Genomic DNA, 23,385 nt, shown 5'->3' with positions numbered 1-23,385 from the left:
AAAATCTAAAATTCTTGCTCCCCTGCCTTCTCCTAAAGCCAAGGCACTTCTTCAGGTGCATAACGGAAGGCGCGGAAGACTGTATTTTGCTCCCCACGAGTTACGGGCGATTTTTCACCTGGAATATTCCGAGATGCAAAGTGGGGATTGATGTATTCCCAAACAATTTCTCCTGCAACTGTCACCTCGAATATTCGTCCGTAAGCACCTTCTGTAATCAAGGTATTACCATTCCCTAAACGTTGCGCTCCTGATATGTAGGAACTAAAGAAATTTTGGGGCGGGTTGTCGGTGTATTCCCAAACTATCTCTTTCGTTTGGCGATTCACCTCAATCACACGGGAGAAATTGAGAGCAATGTTACGACGATGTGCGCCATTGTCGAAAATCAGGATATTACCGTTAGCTAGTTCGTTCGGGAAGTGCTGCTGTGCTAGCACGTCATCACCTAGCGTCCAGATGATTTCTCCGGTTTTGCGATCGATAATGACAACTGTAGAGATATTGCGAAAGTTCACTATAATGTTGCCATCAGCAAGTTCCCCGACAGTATTCCCATGAGTCCATTCGTGGCGATGATCCTGGGGTGTGATCGTAAATATATCTGGATCGAGGTGTTCGTGAGCGTGCCAAGTCCAAACAATTTCACCTGCTGGAGTCACTTCATAAAGCACATCTGCATAGATATCACCATTTGGTTCCGTACCTGGTACGCCGCCTTTGATGCTCTTAACCAACGACTGAGGTATTTTTTCAATGGCTAGTAGAATTATGTTGCCATTAGCTAGTCTGCGTCCATCGTGATGGTGATCTGGATGCTTATATTCCCAGATAATATTCCCTTTGGGATCTGCCTCTAAAACAACACCACTTTTGAATGCAGCCCACAGAGCAAAACGTAGTGGTTCTTCTGGTGGAGTTTTACCGTTATAAAAAAGGTTGCCATTGGGCAAGAGATAACCGTATAACCCTGGTGGATATGGCAGATTCCACTGGTGTACTACTTCTCCTTCCAGGTTCAGGAGATAGACTTCACCTTGACCCGTCAGAGGCGTGAATAGTGTGTATCCTTTGAATACTTTTTCGGGATTGTAAGCCTTTAAACCAGTACCCCGACGACGAATAGTATTCTGGTCAACCGATATTGCTGTAAAAGTCATATTTTACCTACTAAATATCTAGTTTTTAATCTAAGAACTCGGACAGAGTGCATCACGCACCTTTACTCCTTTCTGAACAATTCCCTGTTTGTATATCCAATCAGCAACACTCTGTAAATCGGCAATCACTTTCGGTTCTAAGGGAAGCACTCCATCAACAGGCCGGCGCTCAAATGTCCGCTTCACAGGTCACTCACAGGTTTAACAGTAGAATTAGCAGAGTTAGTCGGACTACATCCAGAAACTATCAAACTCAAGCCCGATTGAGCAACCAACAACCAAACGAATGCTTTTATTGAACCCTGCTGGCCAATTTTGAGCAAACTTTTTAAGGTATACAGCAAATGAAAATTTTGAAATTTACCCGTCAATGATTTATTGCTCATAAAACTAAGACAATTCCAGACAAACTGGAAATTGATAATGAGAGCCAGAGGCTGTCGGAAGGTGTTACCAGGCCGGAGCCTGGTAACGAGGCAAAGGAGCTCAGGCTTCCACCGTTCATAAGTTCGGTGACTCAGCACTCTTATGGTGCTGGGTTTGGAGACTGAGCATGAACTATATCCAACTCTTCCAAAATGTCTTTATTGAGAACTACATTTACACTTTCCAGATTCTCTTTGAGTTGTTCCAGTGTCGTAGCACCAATAATTGTGCTAGGCACAAACCAACGACTCCGCACGAATGCCAAAGCCAGATGCGCTGGACTCAGCTGATGGCGCTTCGCAATTTCCACATAAGCTGCTACTGCTTCACTTACTTTTGGTTTTAAGTAGCGTTGACCAAAATTTTCAAACAAACTGACTCTTGCTTTCTCTGGTTTGCCGTTTAGGTATTTGCCAGTCAAGAAGCCAAATGCCAAAGGACTATAAGCTAGTAGACCAATTTCTTCCTGATAAACTGCTTCTGCTAAAGCTCCGTCAAATACTCTATTCAGCAAGTTGTAAGCATTTTGAATCGAAACAACTTTGGGCAATCCTAACTGTTTAGCAGCGTTACTAAACTGGGCGACTCCCCAAGGTGTTTCATTACTCAAACCGATATAGCGAATTTTACCAGCCTTAATTACATCGGCAAAAACTGCTAGCTGTTCAGCGATGGGAACCGTTTTTTCCACCTGAGTCGGATCGAACACCGTTTGCCCAAACCGTGGCACGTAGCGATCGGGCCAGTGGATTTGGTACAGATCAATGTAATCTGTTTGTAATCTTTTTAGACTATCATCTACAGCTTGTTTGATATTATCACGGTCAATTGCTTTGGCTCCACCACGTACCCATTTAAAGCCTCGACCTGGGCCAGCAATTTTAGTAGCTATAATAAGTTGATCTCTTTGTTGACGCTTTAACCATTCCCCAATGTAAGTTTCCGTTAATCCATAAGTTTCGCCACTTGTTGGGACTGGGTACATCTCCGCAGCATCAATAAAGTTGACTCCTTGGGCAATAGAATAATCTAACTGCTCGTGTGCTTCTCCAATGGTATTTTGCTGTCCATAAGTCATAGTACCCAGACAAATTTCAGAAACTTTTAAATCGCTATCACCAAGTTGGTTGTACTTCATTTTTCGGCATTTTTATTTAGTTGATTGAACAGTGGTATTTTTGCTGGAGATTTTGCCTTTTGTCAAGGTCGCTATTATTTTTAATTAAATTAGCTTCAAACAACACTGGGTTTGGCACTAAGCCAATATAAATTTTTTAGCAAATTAATATTTTGCTAATACTACTATAAATCGATAGAAAAAGCGTATTTAATGGGCACAGTTGTTTATTGTTGCATAGATTAACCAGATAAGTAAGCTAGTTTGGAGTCATAAAAAATCTAAAATTTTAGTACAAAATACTTGCTTTTATTGAGTTTTTGTGAAATTGACTGTTTTAGTCTAAGTTATACTACTGTAAGTCAGTCTACTCAGCGTAGTTTTTTAAAAAGTCTTAAGATTCTTCTAGAATTAAAATTTAATAAATGAAGATTGTGTAGGTGTATGGTGTATAATGCCTCTTCTAAGAAACCAGATTTCATTAGGGTTGAGGAATAAGCTCAAAACCAAAAGCAATCGCTTTTTTGTGGAGATTATCGACCATTCGTTTTCGGTAACGCTGCTCATAATAATCCATACCAGGATCTGTATAATCTCCTCCGGTTGTCCAAAGTTTGTAAAAAAGCCGCGCAATCTTATGAGCAAGATGTCTGATTAGAAGGGCAGGCTTTCCGGCCTACCCCACAAGACTTAACTCCTGGTTTCAATATCGTATAACTGACAGAGGGTGAGGAGTTTTTGTTTGAGGCGATCGCGCACATTCTCTGGTAATATCACTACACAATCTGGCGCATACTGCATCACTTCCCGCATAAACCAAAATGTACTAGATACTCGCCTGACAACTCGCCGGACTCGCGCTTTATCTGGTATCCACTCATTAATATTGTCTTCTTGTTTAGCTTGATAGGCAAAAGCCAAGCCAGCAAATAGATGCATTTCCACTTCTATTTCAGCCAAACTTCGCCAATCACCAGAAATTGGCATGACAGCAGCTTCAGTAATCCTGTCTAATCGTAAACTCCAGTTGTGAACCAGTTCTGGTATATCAAAGTTCCCTTCTGTCTCTTCGCACCAGCAATCAAGATATACCCGCTTTTCGTGAGGTGTAACTTTGGCATAGCGAACGGTAAAATTAAACACACGCTCTGCTGCATCTTGATAGGAAAGCTGAAAGGGCTGTTCGCGCAAGATATAGCGGTCTATTTCTAAACGCCAAGGTGGGGGCAAATTCTCTAAGAAACGTTCAATTTCGCCCCGCAACGGTAATGATAGTTCGCTGCGTTCGAGAAGTAAGTTTGCAATGATTTGGGCTTGTTCAATTTGCCCGATATCTGTCAAAGCATTGATACATCTATGTAATGCCCTGATGCGTGGTTCTTTCCAATCGTTATTGTTACCAATGAGTAACTTACGTTGAGCGATCGCTTTAATTAACTTGGAGATGTTAGGCTGCTCCTCTCCCCACATCATACCGAATTCACGAGCGATCGCTTCTAGCTCGGCTTTATCCTGTTCTGATATCGACAGCGTAATAGATTGACCTTTTCGACTCATATTTTATACGGACACTTTTATACGGATATATCTTGGCAACTTCTATTTTGCATGGCATTATAGGGAATAACAACGAGTTACGGACAGTTTTTAAGTAAAGTGAAAAACTCGCACCAATGGTGCGAGAAATAGCCTGGAGATGTTTTATACCCATCTAAAAAACTGCAACCAATGGTTGCAAAAATTTTTGGGTAGTATTTAGCACATATATACAACTGCCACCAATGGTGGCAGAAATCGGATTAGATTTACTAAATCTGTCATTCTTTTTGCATAAAAATTCCGAGAAACCAAGCATTTAACATAGGAATTTCAAGGATATGTCTGGAAATTACACTATTAGTCTCAAACCTGTTTATTCTAAAACCGTCCCTACACCTGATGACGTGAAATTACCTAATAATTGGTCACTCTCTTGGCATCAAGTGGAAACTCTGAAGGCATTACGCAATCCAAGTATTGAGGTAATTTTCAACACTGCAATGACTGGAGATGGTAAAAGCTTGGCTGCTTATTTGCAGGCTATGACAAGTAGCACACCGACTTTAGCAATGTATCCAACAAACGAGTTAGCAAGAGATCAAGAAAAACAGGTTCAAGGATACAAAGATATTTTTAAACCTCAGAAAGATCCGCAAATAAGACGATTAACAGCAGCTATTTTGGAGAAAGATATAGCAATTGGTAAGCTGTCTTCTAAACGAGATGGGATAGAAGACTTTTCTACTAACTATGAAATTCTGCTGACCAACCCTGATATTTTTCATTACATCCATAATTTTTACTACTTGAGAGAAAAAATAGATAACCCTGACAGGTTATTCAGACGTATAGACGAGAATTATAAATTATTTATATATGATGAATTTCATGTTTTTTCATCTCCACAAATAGCTAGTGTAATTAATACAATACTTTTAATGAGACACACTGGGAGTCCAAACAAGAAATTTCTTTTTCTTTCTGCAACACCTAATGAATTACTCAAGAGTTATTTTCAAAAAGCTGGAATAGAACCGAAGATTATCGATCCGGTTGATGTTGGAGCTTACAAATTTTCATCAGATGATTCAACCGATGAGTGGCGGCAGATTAGTCAACCTATTAACTTATGCTTTGCTCAAGGAATAGAGGCTAATCTTAGTTCTAGCTACAAATGGATAGAAGAAAATTCTGAAGCGGTGATTTTAAAGTTTTTTCAAGACTATCCTAACAGCAAAGGTGCAATTATTTTAAATTCCATCGCAGCAGTTAAAAAGCTCATAGACAAGTTAAAACCTATTTTTGAACCGCGATGGAAGGTTAGAGAAAATACTGGCTTAACAGGAGAAACCGAAAAATCTCAATCAGTTGCCGAAGCAGATTTACTTTTGGGTACGTCTACAATTGATGTTGGTGTAGACTTTCGGATTAATTTTCTAGTTTTTGAAGCTGCTGATGCGGGAAATTTTATTCAACGATTTGGTAGACTTGGCAGACATAAAGGTTTTGAAACTTATCAAGCTTACGCTTTAATACCTAACTTTCTTGTTGCAAGGCTATTTACAGATAAATCTCATCCTTTACAAGATGGTGAAAATTACGATCGCGTTAATTTTAACAATGCCATTAATGAATTTTGGACATTTAAAAATCAGTTTGAGCGATATCCTCAGCGATGGGGTGGGATTCAATCAGCTTATATCTATTCAAAGCTGCAAGGAAACTATCACATGAAAGAGAAATATCCAGAGGTAGCTAAGAAATTTGGTACTAGTGTTCAAAATGCTTTGGGAATTAGCATTAAACAGATGAATGCACAGTTTTATCGCTGTCAGAGTGAAGGAAAAACAAAAATTATTGATGAGGCTAGGAGTTTTCGGGGAAGTAGCCAGTTAGATTGTGCAATTTATGACTTAACTAATCCAGATGAGCCAGAAGCAGAAAGATTTAAAATGTATAATCTTCCTGGCATTCTCAATAACTTTATTTTTGAGTTATGGGATAAAAATAGCTTTATGGAAAAAGCCGAAAAAGCTGGAGTAATTACTACTCGTTTTGATAAAGCTTTATGTTATTTAAAGTTCAAAGGCTATCGGGATGTGCGGGAAGATTGGCACTTCTATTATCCAGGAAATCTGAGAGAACTAGCTAAATCTGGTAAGGTGCAAGTTTTACCAGATAAACAACACGAACTACAAGGTTTAGAAATTTCCCAACGACACGGCTACGGTATCAACCAAATTAGTGATGCAGTGAGTAGACGTAAACTAGTGTGCTTCATTTCAGACCGCGATCGCAACTTTTTACGCGCCACTCTCGGATTACCTATGCACTTTCAAGCTTACCCTATCACAAATGAACCAGAGGATAAAAGTCCCCCCTACACCATTACTTTTGGACAAGATGCGCTGTTATTAGAAACCTTAACTTGGCATTGGAAGCCAAAAGACGATGAAGGATGGATATGTTAGAACTTGCTGTAAACGCTCACAGTTGGTTGGGAGTACATCGAAGTTAGGAAAAACGACGAATGGGTTAGTTTAGATAAATTACGCGAAATCTGGAGAAGTACCAATGACTAAAGATAATCTGCTTTCTCGAATTTCTATCGAACCAAATATTTGTTTCGGTAAACCGTGCATTCGCGGACATCGTATTTGGGTTTCTCTAATTCTTGACCTTCTAGCCGCAGGAGAAACAATAGAAACAATTTTAGAAGAATATGCAGGTTTAGAAAAAGAAGACATTCTTGCCTGTATCGCTTACGGTGCTGAGATGACAAGGGATTGTTTTGTTGAGATTCCTCTAGGAACTCACAAGGAAACAAAAAAGTGAATATCAAACTAGATGAAAATCTTGGTAGCTTGCGGGTGGCTACATGGTTGCGTTTAGCAGGACATGATGTTGCAACAGTTAGAGAACAAGGTCTTACTTCTACTCCAGATGAAGAATTAATTGATATTTGTCACAGTGAAGGCAGGATATTAGTTACTTCAGACAGAGGATTTGAAAATCGTCTGAAATATAATCCATCAGACTATTCAGGAATAGTAGTACTACGTTTACCTGCTCGTTCTAAATTTGCTGATTGGCGTGAAGCTATTGAGACATTAATTACTGGTTTAGAAGCCGCAGATGTGACGGGTAAGTTGTGGATAATTCGTAACGGAAATATTCAAGAATATCAACCAATTGAGCCAGAGGATAAAAATTAATGAGCGAATATGATGATGACTTACCGGAAGAAGTACCAGATTTTGACACGACAGAATATGAGGATGATGAATCACCTATAAAACGCGAATTTCTCACGATTAAGTTATTCAAAGAAGCTGTAAAAAAGGCAAAAGGAAATGAAGGCGATCGCATCCTAGAAAAGTTTGCCGATTATGTGTTACCTAATTTAATTCGACAGCTAGCAGGTGCAACTGCTAAGGGTGGTAAATTCTTTGAAGTAACTGTAGAAATTATAAATGCAAAACGCGCAGCAGCAGGTAAAAAACCACTTCGTAGAGACAATGCTGGCGACCAATCTATACTTGCTCACTTACTTAATGGTCTATTTCCCAGTTATAGAATTTTGAGGAAGTTACAAGCAGAAGGAATAGGCACAAATCCAGTTAAGCGTAACTGTGAAGATTTGCAATCCTCTGTATTTATTGCTTCCTACTTGTTGCATGACTATGAAAAATTCCCTGACTATCGAGATTGGTTAGAAGAAAATTTTATCATTCGCAATTGGGAAGAAGAACCACCAAAAAAAGAAGATGCTCCGAACTTAGGACGTGGTTACATTACCAAAAAGATTTTAGATTTTGGCTTATACCACTTACTAAGCGAACAATGGGAAGAACTTATCGATGACATCATTGAGATTAGCAGCAATTCAGGAGTTAAAAATGATTCGGATTTAGGTTTGATTACTCGTGGCTTAAAACCTTTAGATGATGAAAGACTAGATAGCAGAATTAGACAGGTTTTGATTGACTTAGTTTCACTATCTGATTTATTTGCTTCAGTCATTAAACATCCGAGAGATATAGAAAATGGGCGTTTACCTACATTGCTTGCAAGATTAAGTAATCATCAATTACAATTTACCTATCATTCTCTTTCAGAAAATCGCGGTGTTCTTACAAATATTTTCAATAATGCTTTAATTGCAGCACATCCTGAAGAGTTTTTTACACCATTACTCTATCTACCTGATGGCGTTGTCTATTTAGCTACTGTTGATGCTCCTCCGATTACAACTGATGGAATTCCTGAACAAGTTATTGCCAAAATAAAGTACTTATGTGCAGAAAAACTGAAGGAAAGACAGACAGGTTTTAATCGTGGTGGTAAGGGATTAAAATTTGCAGATTATTACTGGTTATTTTTTGATGTAGTTGAATTAATGGAAGTTAGCATTAATGCTGCTTCTCGACTACTTCCAGACTCCAAACCTGCTTCTGCTGATAAGCGAGGCGAAAGCTTGCTAAATTATCAAGCGCAAGGCGAACTATCAGCACACTTAAATTTACAAATTGCTAATGAAATCCGCATCGATCGCTTGGCAGAATTTGGTGATGTTTTGTGTAGAGGAATTTGGGGTAGTTGGTGCGAAAAAGTTAATGATTGGCAGAAACAACTAGCAAAAAATCAGAGAAAAAGTATTCCTGATTTAGATTTAACACAAAAGCTAGCTGAATATTTGGAATTATCAGCAGAAATTCCAGCCGTCAGAGAAATTCAATCTTTGAAAAAAACAGGTGGGGTACCTCTTGATTGGTATTATCTAGCAGCGCAATACTTTCGCAATAATTCAGGATTAAGCTTTGCTCAAATTCTGGAAGTTATGAAAGGGATGGTGAATCATGCTGCTGCTTTGATTAGACCAATTTTAGCAGATTTTCAGGATATGCCCGATGGTTGGGATGACTTAAAAACTTATGTCAATAAAGTTATTTCTTTACCAACAGGCGCAGTTATAGAACCAAACCCAGACTCATTTTTAGTTGAACTTAAACGCTATAATGCCGCCAAAATTACGGGTAGAGGACGAGAAAATGTTTGTGCAATTTCTAGTTCTTCATATACTGTGACTGAACAGATGGAATCAGCGACCTTATTTGCTCCTCAAGTCTACAGTAACCGTCAGATTTTATTTAATGCTCAAGCTGCTAAACGGCAAATTTGCTCAATTTGGTCAATTGAAATTATGTTGAGACAAATTTTGATGAACCAAACAAATGCCGTAGGAGCAGATTTTGAAGGACGTAAATATCGCTATCTCTACCTTTACCCAACTTACTTTTTTACCCCAGAAACCAATAAATTTTTGCAAAAGGCTTATGAGCAATTTTCCCGAACTCGGTTTGATGCCGAAATGCGTAAGCATTTTATCGCAGAAAATCAAGTTGCAAAGTTTCAAATTGAGGATTACCAAAAAGTTGATTCTCTCTTGATTAAAGAGAATCTAAAGCCAGAAGATGACCGTACTTTCAAAATTAGCTTTCCAGAACATGAAACTCTGACATTTTTCTTTTTAGGCTTACCGCCTGGAAGAGACGCTACAGATACAGAATCTTGGGTAACACCAGCTTGGTTAGCATTAGCGTTACCGCTTATTCTAGATGTGAAAGTCGTTGCCTCAGAATCACCTGTACCACCTTTTATTAGTGGCGCTGACTTTGAACAAACAGTTTTAATTGATGGAGAACATCAAGCGATTCGTTCTTTGATTCAAAAAGATAACTATCGTTTAGATAGCATTTTGCCTCGAACTTCAAAACAGCGTGAATTTTCTCCCCTCAATGCTCTCACTGCTGCTTACTCTATTCACTTGGAAGTTAACCGTAAAAAGGATGGCGATCCAGATTGGGGAAAATTAGCAGATTTGGTACGGGATTTAGAAACCAGTCCTCTATATGTCTTCCATTACCTTAATAAATGGTTACGGAAGCAAGACAAAATTGATTCTGTGTCTATTGCTAAAGTTCGCCTATACTTGGATTTTTACCACTACTTTGAACCAGAAGGAAAAGCTGTGAATCAATTACGTGAATTAACATCACTCTATCGTCAATTTTATCGCGCACAAACTAAAGGTAAACCACCAAAAGCAAATGCTATCCTTAAACCTATTGATGAGGCTGCTGATGTAATTTTGAAAATTGATAAAGCTGTAGCTAGTGACGCTGAATCATTAACAGATGCAGTAGCTGCGCGTTTATCAAAATTAATGAATAAGGTTGAACGCGGTGCTGCGGAAGGGAGACGTACTTTTATTTTGGTAGATGGTAAGTGGAAACGTGCTTTAAATGATGCAGAAGAACGTCAAGCCGTATATGACTTTGCTAAGTATTTTGTGAAAGACATTTTTGAGGAAAGTTTTAAAGGCGATCGCGCCCGTTTAGCAGGTACTCAACTCAATTTAATTAGAGATACCTGTGAATATCTTTATCGCCTAGCCGATGATGAAGAACGTAAAGCACGTCCCCAAGATGAACCTGATGATATTCCTGAATTAGAACTTGAAGCATCAGTCTAATTTATTCTTTTTTTCCAACTAACTAAATTCGGAGTAATCAAACCATGAAATTTCTGAAAACACTCGATTCTAAGTTTTTCCATGACATAATCCCTGCTAAACCAATGGGGAAATATGTTCATTTCATCACTATTCGCGTTACAGAATCTTATCCTTTATTCCAGACAGATGGTGAACTCAATAAAGCAAGAGTACGTGCTGGAATTGAAAACAAAGAACCTATTAGTCGCTTGGCAATGTTTAAGCGCAAGCAGTCTACACCAGAACGTTTAACAGGTAGAGAATTACTACGTAACTACAAAATTGGTGACTGGGAAAAATGCGACTACAACGTAGATTTTAGTAAAACTACTCCTGATTGTATTCTCTATGGTTTTGCTATTGGTGATTCTGGTTCTGAAAAGTCGAAAGTAGTTGTAGATACAGCTTATTCCATCACACCATTTGATGATTCTCACCTTAACTTTACCCTTAATGCACCTTTTGAAAATGGGACTATGAGCCGTCAAGGAGAAGTAACCAGCCGTATTAATAGTCAAGACCATATCTTACCTCAAGTCTTTTTCCCCAGCATTGTCACGCTGAAAGATGCCACTGAAGCTGGATTTCTCTACGTTTTCAATAATATTCTCAGGACACGCCATTATGGAGCGCAGACTACCCGCACTGGTAGAGTGCGTAATGAGTTAGTTGGAATCATTTTCGCTGATGGTGAGATTGTTAGTAATCTTCTCTGGACTCAAAAGATATATGACGTAATGAGCAACGCAACTCCAAAGCAAATTAATCCTCCCGATCCGCTCAATGAAGATGAGGTTTTAGAGGCTGCTACACAAGCAATTACTGCTCTAATGTCTCAAGAGTGTATTTCTCATACTGATTTTGTTGGTGCATCCTTCACACAAGTTTTGAGTGAAGTCAAGTCTATCACCAGTGATGAAACTCGATTGCAAGAAATGTTGAGTCAAGCAAATGCTGAATCATCTATTTATGCTCAAACATGGGTTCTTAAATCAGGTAAAAAAGATCCTAAGAAAGATACCAAGAATAATAAGAAAGCTACTGCTGTATCGGAGTAATTTAAGATGGTGTCAATTTACCGATGTCAAATAGAACTTCATGACAGCCTATATTTTGCCACTCGCGAAATCGGTAGATTGTATGAAACAGAAGCAATAATTCATAATTACGCTCTCTGTTATGCACTGGGTTTAGTTGATAGCAAAATCTATTCCACTATCGTTGCTGAAGAACATTCTTATTGCTACTTTTGTCCAGAACAAGTGCCAAAATATGAGGAGCATTTAACGCCACTCAATCAACAGGGAATTTACGTAACTCCGGCGCGATCGCTCAATCATTCTTCTATCCTCAACACCTGGAAGTATGCTAACAACAACTACCACGTTGAAATGGAGAAAACACAGAAAAATATCCCTAGTTTTGGGAGAGCAAAGGAAATAGCAGCAGAAAGTAAATTTGAGTTTTTTGTCATCTCCCAAAAAGAACTCAAACTACCAAAGTGGATTCGCTTGGGTAAATGGATGAGCAAGGCTGAAGTGACGGTTGAACCATTACCGAAACATAAAATTTCTGAAGGTATATTCACTTGTACACATCCATTAAATCCGTTAGATGTGATGTTCACTAATCAAGTGATTAGCTATGATGTTGTGAATATGCCTCCAGTTAGCTTAATTCAGAATGTCCAAATTCGAGGACAACACTATCAATTTGATGGTATTCAAAGCTTAAAAATTCCAGTTCGCATGGAATATCGTTTTCGGAGTTAACTAACTTCCAAACCCTTTCCCATGTTTTTTAGTTTTTCGAGGTTCCATTGTCATTAACTCTGCTTTAAAACCTCTGGAGTCTTGCAACATTAGCTTACGAATTCGCTGACGTTGGTAAGCCTGCACTTCAGCAGCTAGGGGATGATTAGGATCAATTTTGAGGTGAGTAATAGAAGAAACATATTTTTCTTTACTTCCGGGATTATTTGGCTCTTTTAGTCCGCACATAATCCCACCTTCATCTCCTGAATAGCCAACGAAATCAATTTCAAATTCTCTGTCTGGATCAGCGTTTTCTCCGTTTTGCTTTAATGTCTTCAAAAACTCCTTTCCAGCCCGTGTTTTAATTGGTAAGCTCTCTTTTAATTTTTCAGTAAGTGCCTTTGCTGCATTGTAATCATCAATTCTCATCGCTCTAGCTCTTTATTTCAGTTTAAAAGGATTTTACTATAGTCTTTAACCTTTTCCCCAGTCACAAATTACGCTATAATCTTTAACCTTGTTAGTTCTGTAAGCTCCCCACATCCATCGTGAAACACTATCAACAACAATCCAACGCCTTCCCCAGCGATTACCTAAACAACTTGTGGGGAGAAATCCAAGCTTGTCCTTACTTTGCTATCAACAACCTCAACCGCGATTTTGTCGCCACCAAAGGATTTTCTGTCGTATTTCAGCGTTCTGGATTATCAAAAGTAGAACAGCAGTTTCCCTACTTCAAGCCTTACCTTGATTTGGCTCTCCAGCCGAATTGTAATGCTTTTTACCTCAATCCTTTACAGCTAAAAGAAGGCTCCCGCGTCGATCCGCATATCGATCGCTCCTTACGTTCCTACAGCAAAACCATTGAACCCCCTGCGGTTGTCAGCGTCCTTTATGTGCGAGTACCAGCAGATATGGAAGGGGGAGAACTGGTATTGCGATCGCACAAACGCCAACTTGGGCAAATTAAGCCCCAAATCAATACTTTACTTTACTTTCAAGGTGATTTAACCCACTCAGTTAACGCTGTCAAAACCCCAGGAAATCGCCTCAGTCTCGTTTGTGAACAGTATAGTTTGAGTGATGCTGAACTCCAGGAAATCCCTGAGTTCACTGTAGAGTCAAGAAGCACTCAGTCTACAACCAAAAAGAGAAAGTATGCCTCATAGTTTAGTGTTGAATTTGCTACCACAATCGCCTATTCCACCACAATATCTCACCGGTAGACATCTCCACGCCCTATTTTTAACCCTCGTTAGTTCAGTAGATACCACATTAGGCGATCGCTTGCATGATTCCACCGCAGATAAAGCCTTCACTCTTTCTCCCCTCCAAAGTAACTCCCCCCTTTTGAAAGGAGTTAAGGGTGGATCTAAATTGCAATACTCACATCAACAATCTATTCCTGCCGAGACACCTTGTTGGTGGCGCATCTCTTTATTAGATGACACTTTATTTAACAAACTTACCCAACTTTGGCTAAATCTTAATCCCAATCGCCCTTGGCATCTTGGCCCGGCTGACTTGTATATTACCAGCATTCAAGGCACACCCCAATCTATTCAACCTTGGGCAAATGCCAGTACTTATGCTCAATTATACGAAGAAGCTAGCGATGCCTACGGCGGCAAGCTACGCAATTCTTCCATTAACCTTTCCTTCTCCACGCCTACCGCCTTTCGTCAAGGACAGTATGATACTACCCTTCCTACCAGAGAATCTGTTTTCAATTCCCTACTTTCCCGGTGGAATAAATACAGTGGCATAGAATTTAATCAGATTGCGATCGAGTCAATATTTCCTTCTTTTGTCAACATTCATACCGAAATATTAGCTGACTCCCGGAGCAAATTTATTGGCATTATTGGCGAAGTTAACTATAATATTTTGGGAGAAATTGAACCGATCCAAATTAAGCAAATTAACGCTTTAGCTGACTTTGCTTTATATGCAGGAATTGGTCGCAAAACAACAATGGGTATGGGTATGGTGAGACGGCAGCATTATCCCTAAGTTTAACCAAAATATAAATTTCTACCTTTTTTATGAATCAAACCGAATATGTTTCCATTGCGGCATTGAACCAATATGCCTATTGTCCGCATCGCTGTTGGCGGATGTTTTGTGCAGGCGAGTTTACCGATAATCAATACACAATCGAAGGTACAACTTTACACGATCGCGTCCACACTACAGGTGAAGGACAGCGAGGAGAAACTTGGCAGATTCGGGCAATTTGGCTGAAGTCGGAGCAATACAAACTCATCGGAAAATCTGATTTGATTGAAGAAGAATCAGGTCAATTTTATCCAGTGGAATATAAGCGGGGACGTAAAGGCGAATGGGATAACGATGAGTTGCAAGTTTGTGCCCAAGCCTTATGTTTGGAAGAAATGACAGGACAAGCAGTTAACACTGGATATATCTATTATGCCCACTCCCATCAACGGCAATTAGTAGAGATTAATCAAGAGTTACGGCAAAGTGCGATCGCGACTATTGAATCTGTCACAAATATCCTAGAAACAGGAATGATGCCAAAACCAGTCTACAGCAAACGCTGCCAAGGATGCAGTCTTTATTCGCAATGTTTACCCAAAGCAACTGATAAAGTCAAAACTTATCAAGAAGCCAATTAAATCATACCCTAACGAATTCTATAGCCTTTCCTAATCATAGCCCCCTCCTCGCTTGCGGGGAGGGGGTTGGGGGTGGGGTTCTTATACCTCACTCAACCGAGAACGCCTATATTCACTTCAGCACCAATTATTACTAGGAATCATCAAACATGGGAACAGTTTACGTAATAGAAGCCGATTCTTTTATCGGCAAAGTTGACGAACGTCTCACCGTCAAAGCGGAACAAAAAATCATCTTGGATATCCCTTTAATTAAGATAGAAGGAATTGTAGTAATAGGTAGGGCTACCGTTTCCCCCTCAGCTGTCAGTGAACTTTTAGAACGTCACATTTGTCTAACATTTCTCACTCAAAACGGACGATATTTAGGGCGTTTAGAACCAGAAGTTACCAAAAATATCTTTGTTCGTAAAGCCCAATGGCAAGCTATAGGAGAATCACAACCAGCAATACATTTAGTCAGAGGATTTGTGCGGGGTAAATTGAAAAATTACCGCCATAGCTTACTTCGCACTCAGCGAGAACATCCTGATACTGACTTGAATAATAACATCACTCGATTGGAAAACGCGATCGCACCAATCGAAAAAACTAGCAGTATTGATTCCCTCAGAGGTTTAGAAGGTGCCGGTAGCGCAGCCTATTTTGGTTGCTTTCAACAGCTAATCAAAACCTCGGAATTTCGATTTGAAGCCAGACGTCGCCGCCCACCAACTGACCCAGTTAACGCCCTACTGAGTTTTGGGTATTCATTGCTACGTCATGACGTGCAAAGTGCTTTAAATATTGTCGGCTTCGACCCCTATCTAGGATACTTACACGTCGAGCGTTATGGTAGACCTTCCCTAGCCTTGGACTTAATGGAAGAATTTCGTCCCTTAATAGTCGATGCTGTAGTGTTGTCACTTATTAACAAGCGATCGCTAACCCTAAGTGATTTTACCACCGAACCGCTCAGTGGCGCTGTGTCTTTAACCAAAGAAGGACTACATACATTTCTTCGCGCCTATCAACAAAAGAAACAATCGAATTTCAAACATCCAGTCATGGGAAACAAATGCACCTACCAAGAAGCTTTTGAAATTCAGGCGAGGTTGTTAAGTAAGTACCTCATGAACGAAATCGATAAATATCCCCCCTTAGTTCTCAAATAACTCCCTACTCTCCCATGTATATTGTTGTCAGCTACGACATTCCAGAAGATAAGCGTCGGACTAAAATCCATTCGGTTCTTAAGTCTTACGGACAATGGATGCAACTGAGTGTGTTTGAGTGCGATATCACTCCCACTCAGTATGCTAAACTGCGATCGCGTTTAGCTAAATTGATTAAACCCGATACCGATAGCGTTCGCTTTTATTTTCTCTGTGGCTGTTGTCAGCGAAAAGTCGAACGTATTGGCGGAGAACAGCCACGGGACGAAACAATTTTCTTTGCTGAGTCCCCTTCTAGCTAGTTTCCTACATCTCAAATGCGCGGAAGGGTAGGTGTACAAATTCCACAGATGCAAAAAAGTGCTTCTATCCCAACTCCAGCAAGGCTTTCAACCCATTAGTCGCCTAATCCTCATCCGCGCAATCTCTGAAATGCTTATCAAAAAAGGATTTTAGACTTTAAACTTTCCTGAGACTCTTCCCAAACAAATTCTCTAATGCTATGATTGCTCTTGAATCGCGCAACCGCACCTTGAAAACTAAATATAGCTTGACTTTCAGGCTCCCGCCATTGCAATTCATCAAAATCCCTATTAGGGATTGAAACCTATTTGCCTTGGATTGGGCAGCATCGGTTGTAGTATTGCAATTCATCAAAATCCCTATTAGGGATTGAAACATCCATAAAAATCAATCTGGTCAGAAGCCGACCTAGCAAGATTGCAATTCATCAAAATCCCTATTAGGGATTGAAACTGAAAATTACGATATCTACGATCGCACCCGCCTCACATTGCAATTCATCAAAATCCCTATTAGGGATTGAAACTCATAATTCCGCTCAACTACGTATATACGTACAAAATTGCAATTCATCAAAATCCCTATTAGGGATTGAAACGCGTCTAGGCAACGATTCAGATAATTTGCAACATTGCAATTCATCAAAATCCCTATTAGGGATTGAAACGTACACCAAGGCTTTGGAGAAAGTTATCCAAAATTGCAATTCATCAAAATCCCTATTAGGGATTGAAACACCTATAGCTACACCGGGAGAAACACCTGTGGCAAATTGCAATTCATCAAAATCCCTATTAGGGATTGAAACTTGAATCAAATGAAGGCTGCTATCGGCATCGCGCAAACATTGCAATTCATCAAAATCCCTATTAGGGATTGAAACGAGCGATCGCTTTTCATTGGGCATTGGGGATTGGGATTGCAATTCATCAAAATCCCTATTAGGGATTGAAACGGCTTTATCTGTAACATTGTTATTAAAGTTAGTAATTGCAATTCATCAAAATCCCTATTAGGGATTGAAACGAATGATGCCACATTCTTTAGCCAGCCTGGGTAAATTGCAATTCATCAAAATCCCTATTAGGGATTGAAACACCAGCGATAGGGCGCTGATGTGAGCTTCTACCTTGCAATTGCAATTCATCAAAATCCCTATTAGGGATTGAAACATGCGATCGGGGCGACTGGTGACTGGAGACTAATAAATTGCAATTCATCAAAATCCCTATTAGGGATTGAAACCGGTAATTCCTGATGCATCCTCTAGCTGTTGCCAATTGCAATTCATCAAAATCCCTATTAGGGATTGAAACCGCCGCTACATTGACCAAGCCAAAGCGACGAATGAATTGCAATTCATCAAAATCCCTATTAGGGATTGAAACATATTCAGCCTGACGACTATCTCACGACTTTCATTCTGGAATTGCAATTCATCAAAATCCCTATTAGGGATTGAAACGGGAGTAAAACGACGAACAGTCTTCAACTGCAATCATTGCAATTCATCAAAATCCCTATTAGGGATTGAAACACCCTTAGCCCCTTGTTCGCCGGGTGTCCCTTGCATTGCAATTCATCAAAATCCCTATTAGGGATTGAAACGGAAACGATGGATATGGTAGCGATTCAGGGTAAGTATTGCAATTCATCAAAATCCCTATTAGGGATTGAAACAGTTGAAAGTCCCGATGCCACAACTTATCAAGCAATTGCAATTCATCAAAATCCCTATTAGGGATTGAAACAATAAAGTTCTCAGGAAATTCTGATTCATCTCCTATTGCAATTCATCAAAATCCCTATTAGGGATTGAAACTACTTGTTCCACACCCTCAGCGATCGCATCTTGCATTGCAATTCATCAAAATCCCTATTAGGGATTGAAACTAATGAAATCATAATCACCCCTAGCGTTTACTTTAGAATTGCAATTCATCAAAATCCCTATTAGGGATTGAAACCGTCCATTTGTTGGCATCGTCAATATTAAAAAATATTGCAATTCATCAAAATCCCTATTAGGGATTGAAACTTCTGGTAAGGCTTTAAGTGCTAAAGTTGAGCTTGATTGCAATTCATCAAAATCCCTATTAGGGATTGAAACATCAAGTCAGGGGCAGCAAGACAATACAACCCTAATTGCAATTCATCAAAATCCCTATTAGGGATTGAAACTCGACTGAAGCATATTATGCAGGCATTAAAACTGATTGCAATTCATCAAAATCCCTATTAGGGATTGAAACAGCCCAGTTGAGTCTATCGAGTTTATGCGGGGCGAATTGCAATTCATCAAAATCCCTATTAGGGATTGAAACAAACAAATCAGACATCTCAACACACGCATCATAGATTGCAATTCATCAAAATCCCTATTAGGGATTGAAACGAGTTTGATTTGTAGTCCAAGAGTGACCGCAGCGATATTGCAATTCATTAAAAAGCCTTGCTGAAAAACTTCTACATCATATTATCTCCTGCAAAAATTGGGGAAAGGGTGGGCTTATTGCCCACCCTAGACCATTATTTATTTATCACTACTTTATACAGGTGCTTCAGTAGCAGTCTTGCCAACCAGCATTGCGGTATTTTCATCGCTTTCGAGAATACCGAATTCAATCAACAACTCTTCTAACTCTTCCATCTCAATAGGTGTGGGGATAGTGAGGTTTTTGTTGTCGATAATTTTGGTAGCTAATGTCCGATATTCATTAGCTTGGTTGCTGTCAGGTGCATACTCGTTAACAGTCATCCGGCGCAATTCTGCGTGTTGAACGATGTTGTCACGGGGTACGTAGTGAATCATTTGGGTGTTCAACCGTTTTGCCAGGGTTTCGATCAAGTCGATTTCCCGGTCAGTATTACGGCTATTACAAATCAGACCACCCAAACGCACGCCACCTGTGTGAGCATACTTAAGAACACCACGAGCAATGTTGTTAGCAGCGTACATTGCCATCATTTCACCCGATGTGACGATGTAGATTTCTTGTGCTTTACCTTCACGAATAGGCATAGCAAAACCACCGCACACAACGTCACCTAATACGTCGTAAGATACAAAGTCTAGGTTTTGGTAAGCACCGTTTTCTTCCAAGAAGTTGATGGCGGTGATGATACCACGACCTGCACAACCTACACCGGGTTCTGGACCACCAGATTCTACGCAAAGAACGTCACGGAAACCCTTGAGCATCACTTCATGGAGTTCTATATCTTCTACTGCGCCACGTTCAGCAGCGAGGTGAAGAACGGTTGTTTGAGCCTTGCTATGTAGCATCAAACGGGTAGAGTCAGCTTTGGGGTCGCAACCGACAATAAGAATGCGTTTACCTATTTCAGCCATTGCTGCTAGGGTGTTTTGAGAGGTGGTAGATTTACCAATACCGCCTTTACCATAGAAAGCTATTTGTCTAATCTTTTCGTCAGTCATGGTTGTGTTTTCCTAAAATGATTTAGTTGATGGGTTGGAAGCTTGATGTGAGATTCACCCTTGGTGCTGTAGGGAAGTAGAGCCTGTTGGCGTAGACGTGTAGCAACTTGTCGCTAGACATCGCATCCTGACAAAAACAGTTAAAATCAGAACATATTTACCCACAAAGCGATTGCTTAAGGGATAGAGAAACCTCTACCTCCTAATAACGAAGCCTTTAAAACTTTGACTTCAGCATTGTCAGTTGTTGTAACAGAATCCCAAATAGTTGCTCAAGCCTCAAGAGTGGTTACGCAGGAGTTCAAATGAACGCAGATTTGTTCCCTGAACCACACAACCAACCACATTGCAATCCACTCTAAATGGTCGCTACAACTTCTTTAATTTTGCTGATGTCAAGTCTTCAAGAGCTTCAATAGCGCTTCTCGTTTCGTGATTGATGTAGCAGGATAAATTCCAGCCTAAAAGTAGCAGTTACAGGTGCAGTACTATAAAGCCTGCACAGGCAACCCCTAACACTCTGGCTTAGATAATATCTTGGTGACTTTTGACAGTATGGTTAAATTCCTAAAAATTGTGGAACGACACCATTTTGCTTTAAGTTTTCGTTCCAAAAGTCAGCAACTGCTTCAACTTAGTTCGCAGTTAAAAATGTTTGTCTCCGCAAGATTAAGTTCGTAAATATTCTGTATTTCTATGGATTTGTCAGGCTGTACTAAGAGTCTTTCTTCCCAGACTCCAAGAGTAATTGCCTTTAGCGGGTAATGCTCTAGCTAGGTTAGCCAACTATTATTGGCTCATACCCAGATAAATTTCGATTGACTTCAAGTTGTTACAAAGGCTACTATTCTACTCAATCTAGTTTTAGATTTTTGTGACAAAAAGATGTAGCGAATTGAAGTGGACTTACCAGAGCAATAAAACCTTCTTGAGTTGCCTCAAACTTGTCTTGAAGTCTTTTTGTGCTTTCACTGTTTTGATTCCTATAAAAACCATAACATACATCTCACTAATTTATTTGCCGAATCTAAAATTATTTATCTACTCGCCAGAAGATTATCCTTAGGATCTTTAATAGTCATAAGTTACGCCCTCACAGATTGCCAGTTAGTCAAATTATTTATCATAGCTAATATGTGCAGTTAGATACTTTTGGGTATTTTCTAAAAGTGCTTAAAAGTAATGTTGTACAACGAAAATAGAATTTATTATTTTTGTATTCAAAAATTTCGTCAGAAAAGTAGATTAAACAACTCACAAAATTTCACTCGGCAATATCAAGTTTGCTTAATTACCTATAATTCAAAACTCCCCCTGCCTCCTACGGTTTTAATGATAAATCTTTCGCCTAACAGATATAACACCGTTTCACTTTAATAATCATATAAATACGTTGGTAGGGGCACACCAATGCTCATGCGTGTCAACTTAAGATAAAATCCTCGTTTCCAGCCAGAGGCTGGAAATGCTCCTCATTGCGGCTCTGCCGCAAGTCAGGGAGGCGGCAGCCCCAAAATAGGCGTTCCCAGTCGGAGACTGGGAACGAGGTAAAAACAAGATATTAAGCTTGTTTTACTCCTAACTCTGCCAAATTTAGATTTCTCCTTCAATCCAAAATTCAAAATTCAAAATCTAAAATTGGATAACTCCTGCCTTATTCAAATAGCTCTTTGCCGCACATGTCGCCCATTAAGGCCTTGCTTAATCCAACTCAGACATTCATATTCAGATTTGAATAATTTTGGAGCCGCAATATTATTCAATAACTCTGGTGGGTAATGGTCATAAAAATATTTGTCTCCTTCTTGGAAGATGATAATCAAATTGTTCTGATAAATGTAGCGAGACTTAAAACTATCCCCCCGATGAACAAACTCGGAATTTTGATCAATATGTTCTTTAGCAATATCAACGATATTACTAACGCTACTTCCATAGATTCCTGCTGGGTTTTCTGCTTTATGAAATTGGCTTCTGTGCCCAATCTCAGATAGCAATTTATACGAATAAATCTCGTAATTATCAGCTTTTCCAAAAACAAATGGAATGATGAGATATCCTTTATATGAGACTGAACTTTCATAAAGAAGACGACTCATCTAAACCTCCTTTGGTGTAACTGCTCTCAAAAAATTCGCTGAAATCACATCCACACTAAAATCAATACTTTTCTGTTAGATATATTCATGCATCACTTCAACCCTCATCACCATTTAACAAATAGGGCTATTACCCTTTTTGTCAAGGAGAAAGGAAGATGAAACTTTAACAGAAAATTATCGCAACACTAATTATCGCTCTTTTTTTAATCACTAAACATTATATATATTGTAAAAGTTAAAAAATTAGAAATTTCATTCTGTGGATCTACTCCTCTTGCCCCTTGCGCCCTGCCTTTCAAGACCATAAACTGAGCTGATTGGGGGGATGCTCAAGGTTATTCCAAGGTAGGGGTGGAACTGGTGTATCCCTCTGTTCTAATAGCTGTTGGAAGTGACGGGCTGTGCTAGGCGATCGCGCTTCTATTGGACAATGGACAAAGAAATAGATTTGCACTCCCGTCTGTAACCATTGCTGAATCTGCCTTACCCACTCTTCCATAAACGGCTGATTGACTGATAAATTTGGATGAGAAATAAACCGAATCAGAGTAAAAGGTGCTGTCACACTCAATTGCAACGGTAATTTGGGTTTACGCCGTTCCGATTGTAACTGGGGGTCATCATCTCCAGTGTAAATGGGGCGCGAGTCTAACAGTACCCGTCCCACACCTAGCTTTTCTAAAAGTGCCGTTAAATTACTAGCATGGGGTTCTCTGAACCAGTCGGGATGCCGAACTTCCAGCGCTAGGGGTGCTTCTGTGCGCGGCCAAGCTTCCAGAAAGTTGGTCAAATCATCAAGCAATGCAGGTGCATAACTGGGTGGTAACTGGGCAAACATCGGGCCAAGACGCTTCCCTAAAGGGCGCATCACCTCCAGAAATTTTAAAGCAGCCGGAATATAAGGTTGTAGCAACCCTTGATGGGTAATATCTCGCGGTAATTTCAGACAAAATTCAAAACCTGCTGGTGTTTCGGCAGCCCAACGGGTTACAGTTTCTTGGTTAGGCACGGCATAAAAGGTGGTGTTACCTTCCACAGTGGTGAAGCGACGACTATAGAGATGGAGAAAATCGGCGGTGCGAGTCCCTTGGGGATAGAGTTCGCCCACCCAACCTTTATATGCCCAAACAGCACAACCGATAAAAAAGTTCACAGTGCCTAAAAATCTTGATGTATCATAATTTAATTTTACAAGC

20 protein-coding genes and 1 CRISPR repeat array are annotated in these 23,385 nt (G+C 39.7%); of the genes, 11 read left to right on the top strand and 9 right to left on the bottom strand.

Annotation, left to right across the window (positions count from 1 at the left end):
* Nucleotides 1–32: 32 nt before the first annotated feature.
* From V7K30_RS22210 to V7K30_RS22190, 5 genes are all read right to left on the bottom strand, one after another.
* Nucleotides 33–1,160 (bottom strand): aryl-sulfate sulfotransferase, encoded by a 1,128-nt coding sequence (locus V7K30_RS22210; protein ID WP_335002941.1) that lies wholly within the window; start codon nucleotides 1,158–1,160, stop codon nucleotides 33–35.
* A 30-nt stretch (nucleotides 1,161–1,190) separates the two neighbouring features.
* Nucleotides 1,191–1,346, bottom strand: coding sequence for a hypothetical protein (locus V7K30_RS22205; protein WP_335002939.1), 156 nt, complete (start codon nucleotides 1,344–1,346; stop codon nucleotides 1,191–1,193).
* Entirely contained in the window at nucleotides 1,343–1,546 is a 204-nt protein-coding gene (locus V7K30_RS22200; protein WP_335002937.1) for a hypothetical protein, read from the bottom strand. Before V7K30_RS22200 ends, V7K30_RS22205 begins: the two co-directional genes overlap by 4 nt.
* A 140-nt stretch (nucleotides 1,547–1,686) precedes the next feature.
* On the bottom strand, nucleotides 1,687–2,724 hold the full coding sequence (locus V7K30_RS22195) for an NADP(H)-dependent aldo-keto reductase (protein ID WP_335002935.1): 1,038 nt from the start codon (nucleotides 2,722–2,724) through the stop codon (nucleotides 1,687–1,689).
* A gap of 669 nt (nucleotides 2,725–3,393) precedes the next feature.
* Entirely contained in the window at nucleotides 3,394–4,260 is an 867-nt protein-coding gene (locus V7K30_RS22190; RefSeq protein ID WP_335002933.1) for a WYL domain-containing protein, read from the bottom strand.
* 320 nt (nucleotides 4,261–4,580) lie between these two features.
* Here V7K30_RS22190 and cas3 point away from each other — a divergent pair, with 320 nt between their 5' ends.
* The 6 genes from cas3 to cas5d all read left to right on the top strand — a co-directional run bounded on the left by cas3 (nucleotide 4,581) and on the right by cas5d (nucleotide 12,570).
* Nucleotides 4,581–6,713 (top strand): type I-D CRISPR-associated helicase Cas3', encoded by a 2,133-nt coding sequence (cas3, locus tag V7K30_RS22185; RefSeq protein ID WP_335002931.1) that lies wholly within the window; start codon nucleotides 4,581–4,583, stop codon nucleotides 6,711–6,713.
* A 103-nt stretch (nucleotides 6,714–6,816) separates the two neighbouring features.
* Complete coding sequence (locus V7K30_RS22180) at nucleotides 6,817–7,077, top strand: DUF433 domain-containing protein (protein ID WP_335002929.1); 261 nt, start codon at nucleotides 6,817–6,819, stop codon at nucleotides 7,075–7,077.
* Nucleotides 7,074–7,457, top strand: coding sequence for a DUF5615 family PIN-like protein (locus tag V7K30_RS22175; RefSeq protein WP_334865437.1), 384 nt, complete (start codon nucleotides 7,074–7,076; stop codon nucleotides 7,455–7,457). The genes V7K30_RS22180 and V7K30_RS22175 overlap by 4 nt, the downstream gene beginning before the upstream one ends.
* A complete protein-coding gene (cas10d, locus tag V7K30_RS22170) occupies nucleotides 7,457–10,777 on the top strand; it encodes a type I-D CRISPR-associated protein Cas10d/Csc3 (protein ID WP_335002927.1) in 3,321 nt (1,106 codons plus the stop codon). Before V7K30_RS22175 ends, cas10d begins: the two co-directional genes overlap by 1 nt.
* 44 nt (nucleotides 10,778–10,821) lie before the next feature.
* Complete coding sequence (gene cas7d, locus V7K30_RS22165; protein ID WP_335002925.1) at nucleotides 10,822–11,856, top strand: type I-D CRISPR-associated protein Cas7/Csc2; 1,035 nt, start codon at nucleotides 10,822–10,824, stop codon at nucleotides 11,854–11,856.
* A gap of 6 nt (nucleotides 11,857–11,862) precedes the next feature.
* Nucleotides 11,863–12,570: a type I-D CRISPR-associated protein Cas5/Csc1 gene (cas5d, locus tag V7K30_RS22160; RefSeq protein WP_335002923.1), complete on the top strand. Its 708-nt coding sequence runs from the start codon at nucleotides 11,863–11,865 to the stop codon at nucleotides 12,568–12,570.
* Here cas5d and V7K30_RS22155 read toward each other — a convergent pair whose 3' ends face one another.
* Nucleotides 12,571–12,981 carry a hypothetical protein gene (locus V7K30_RS22155; protein WP_335002921.1) on the bottom strand — a complete coding sequence of 137 codons (411 nt, stop codon included), beginning with the start codon at nucleotides 12,979–12,981 and terminating at the stop codon, nucleotides 12,571–12,573.
* A gap of 119 nt (nucleotides 12,982–13,100) precedes the next feature.
* Between V7K30_RS22155 and V7K30_RS22150 the strand changes: the two genes are divergently transcribed.
* The 5 genes from V7K30_RS22150 (at nucleotide 13,101) to cas2 (ending at nucleotide 16,647) form a co-directional block, all read left to right on the top strand.
* Complete coding sequence (locus tag V7K30_RS22150; RefSeq protein ID WP_335002919.1) at nucleotides 13,101–13,721, top strand: 2OG-Fe(II) oxygenase; 621 nt, start codon at nucleotides 13,101–13,103, stop codon at nucleotides 13,719–13,721.
* A complete protein-coding gene (gene cas6, locus V7K30_RS22145) occupies nucleotides 13,711–14,565 on the top strand; it encodes a CRISPR-associated endoribonuclease Cas6 (RefSeq protein WP_335002917.1) in 855 nt (284 codons plus the stop codon). Before V7K30_RS22150 ends, cas6 begins: the two co-directional genes overlap by 11 nt.
* 32 nt (nucleotides 14,566–14,597) lie before the next feature.
* On the top strand, nucleotides 14,598–15,191 hold the full coding sequence (gene cas4, locus V7K30_RS22140) for a CRISPR-associated protein Cas4 (RefSeq protein ID WP_335002915.1): 594 nt from the start codon (nucleotides 14,598–14,600) through the stop codon (nucleotides 15,189–15,191).
* A gap of 149 nt (nucleotides 15,192–15,340) precedes the next feature.
* The gene (cas1d, locus tag V7K30_RS22135; protein ID WP_335002913.1) at nucleotides 15,341–16,345 is read left to right on the top strand and encodes a type I-D CRISPR-associated endonuclease Cas1d; all 1,005 of its coding nucleotides are present in this window, start codon (nucleotides 15,341–15,343) and stop codon (nucleotides 16,343–16,345) included.
* A gap of 14 nt (nucleotides 16,346–16,359) precedes the next feature.
* Nucleotides 16,360–16,647 (top strand): CRISPR-associated endonuclease Cas2, encoded by a 288-nt coding sequence (gene cas2 / locus V7K30_RS22130; protein ID WP_334847621.1) that lies wholly within the window; start codon nucleotides 16,360–16,362, stop codon nucleotides 16,645–16,647.
* 268 nt (nucleotides 16,648–16,915) lie between these two features.
* Nucleotides 16,916–19,043: direct repeats of the CRISPR family, unit length 37 nt; unit sequence ATTGCAATTCATCAAAATCCCTATTAGGGATTGAAAC.
* Between the two features lie 153 nt (nucleotides 19,044–19,196).
* Here cas2 and nifH read toward each other — a convergent pair.
* From nifH to V7K30_RS22115, 3 genes are all read right to left on the bottom strand, one after another.
* Complete coding sequence (gene nifH, locus V7K30_RS22125; protein WP_335002912.1) at nucleotides 19,197–20,087, bottom strand: nitrogenase iron protein; 891 nt, start codon at nucleotides 20,085–20,087, stop codon at nucleotides 19,197–19,199.
* Between the two features lie 1,658 nt (nucleotides 20,088–21,745).
* Entirely contained in the window at nucleotides 21,746–22,186 is a 441-nt protein-coding gene (locus V7K30_RS22120) for a hypothetical protein (protein ID WP_335002910.1), read from the bottom strand.
* 298 nt (nucleotides 22,187–22,484) lie between these two features.
* Nucleotides 22,485–23,342: a DUF72 domain-containing protein gene (locus V7K30_RS22115; RefSeq protein WP_335002908.1), complete on the bottom strand. Its 858-nt coding sequence runs from the start codon at nucleotides 23,340–23,342 to the stop codon at nucleotides 22,485–22,487.
* Nucleotides 23,343–23,385: the final 43 nt, after the last annotated feature.

Origin of the sequence: Nostoc sp., from assembly GCF_036917655.1 — a bacterium.
Taxonomy (GTDB): domain Bacteria; phylum Cyanobacteriota; class Cyanobacteriia; order Cyanobacteriales; family Nostocaceae; genus Nostoc.
This window is presented reverse-complemented; position numbering and strand designations above follow the sequence as displayed.

Bases quoted from the DNA above. Each gene is read 5' to 3' on its own strand.
- cas3 (WP_335002931.1), top strand. From the start codon at position 4,581: ATGTCTGGAAATTACACTATTAGTCTCAAACCTGTTTATTCTAAAACC.
- cas7d (WP_335002925.1), top strand. From the start codon at position 10,822: ATGAAATTTCTGAAAACACTCGATTCTAAGTTTTTCCATGACATAATC.
- cas5d (WP_335002923.1), top strand. From the start codon at position 11,863: ATGGTGTCAATTTACCGATGTCAAATAGAACTTCATGACAGCCTATAT.
- nifH (WP_335002912.1), bottom strand. From the start codon at position 20,087: ATGACTGACGAAAAGATTAGACAAATAGCTTTCTATGGTAAAGGCGGT.
- V7K30_RS22200 (WP_335002937.1), bottom strand. From the start codon at position 1,546: ATGAGCAATAAATCATTGACGGGTAAATTTCAAAATTTTCATTTGCTG.
- V7K30_RS22190 (WP_335002933.1), bottom strand. From the start codon at position 4,260: ATGAGTCGAAAAGGTCAATCTATTACGCTGTCGATATCAGAACAGGAT.
- cas2 (WP_334847621.1), top strand. From the start codon at position 16,360: ATGTATATTGTTGTCAGCTACGACATTCCAGAAGATAAGCGTCGGACT.
- cas4 (WP_335002915.1), top strand. From the start codon at position 14,598: ATGAATCAAACCGAATATGTTTCCATTGCGGCATTGAACCAATATGCC.
- V7K30_RS22155 (WP_335002921.1), bottom strand. From the start codon at position 12,981: ATGAGAATTGATGATTACAATGCAGCAAAGGCACTTACTGAAAAATTA.
- V7K30_RS22180 (WP_335002929.1), top strand. From the start codon at position 6,817: ATGACTAAAGATAATCTGCTTTCTCGAATTTCTATCGAACCAAATATT.
- V7K30_RS22210 (WP_335002941.1), bottom strand. From the start codon at position 1,160: ATGACTTTTACAGCAATATCGGTTGACCAGAATACTATTCGTCGTCGG.
- cas6 (WP_335002917.1), top strand. From the start codon at position 13,711: ATGCCTCATAGTTTAGTGTTGAATTTGCTACCACAATCGCCTATTCCA.
- V7K30_RS22195 (WP_335002935.1), bottom strand. From the start codon at position 2,724: ATGAAGTACAACCAACTTGGTGATAGCGATTTAAAAGTTTCTGAAATT.
- cas1d (WP_335002913.1), top strand. From the start codon at position 15,341: ATGGGAACAGTTTACGTAATAGAAGCCGATTCTTTTATCGGCAAAGTT.
- V7K30_RS22120 (WP_335002910.1), bottom strand. From the start codon at position 22,186: ATGAGTCGTCTTCTTTATGAAAGTTCAGTCTCATATAAAGGATATCTC.
- cas10d (WP_335002927.1), top strand. From the start codon at position 7,457: ATGAGCGAATATGATGATGACTTACCGGAAGAAGTACCAGATTTTGAC.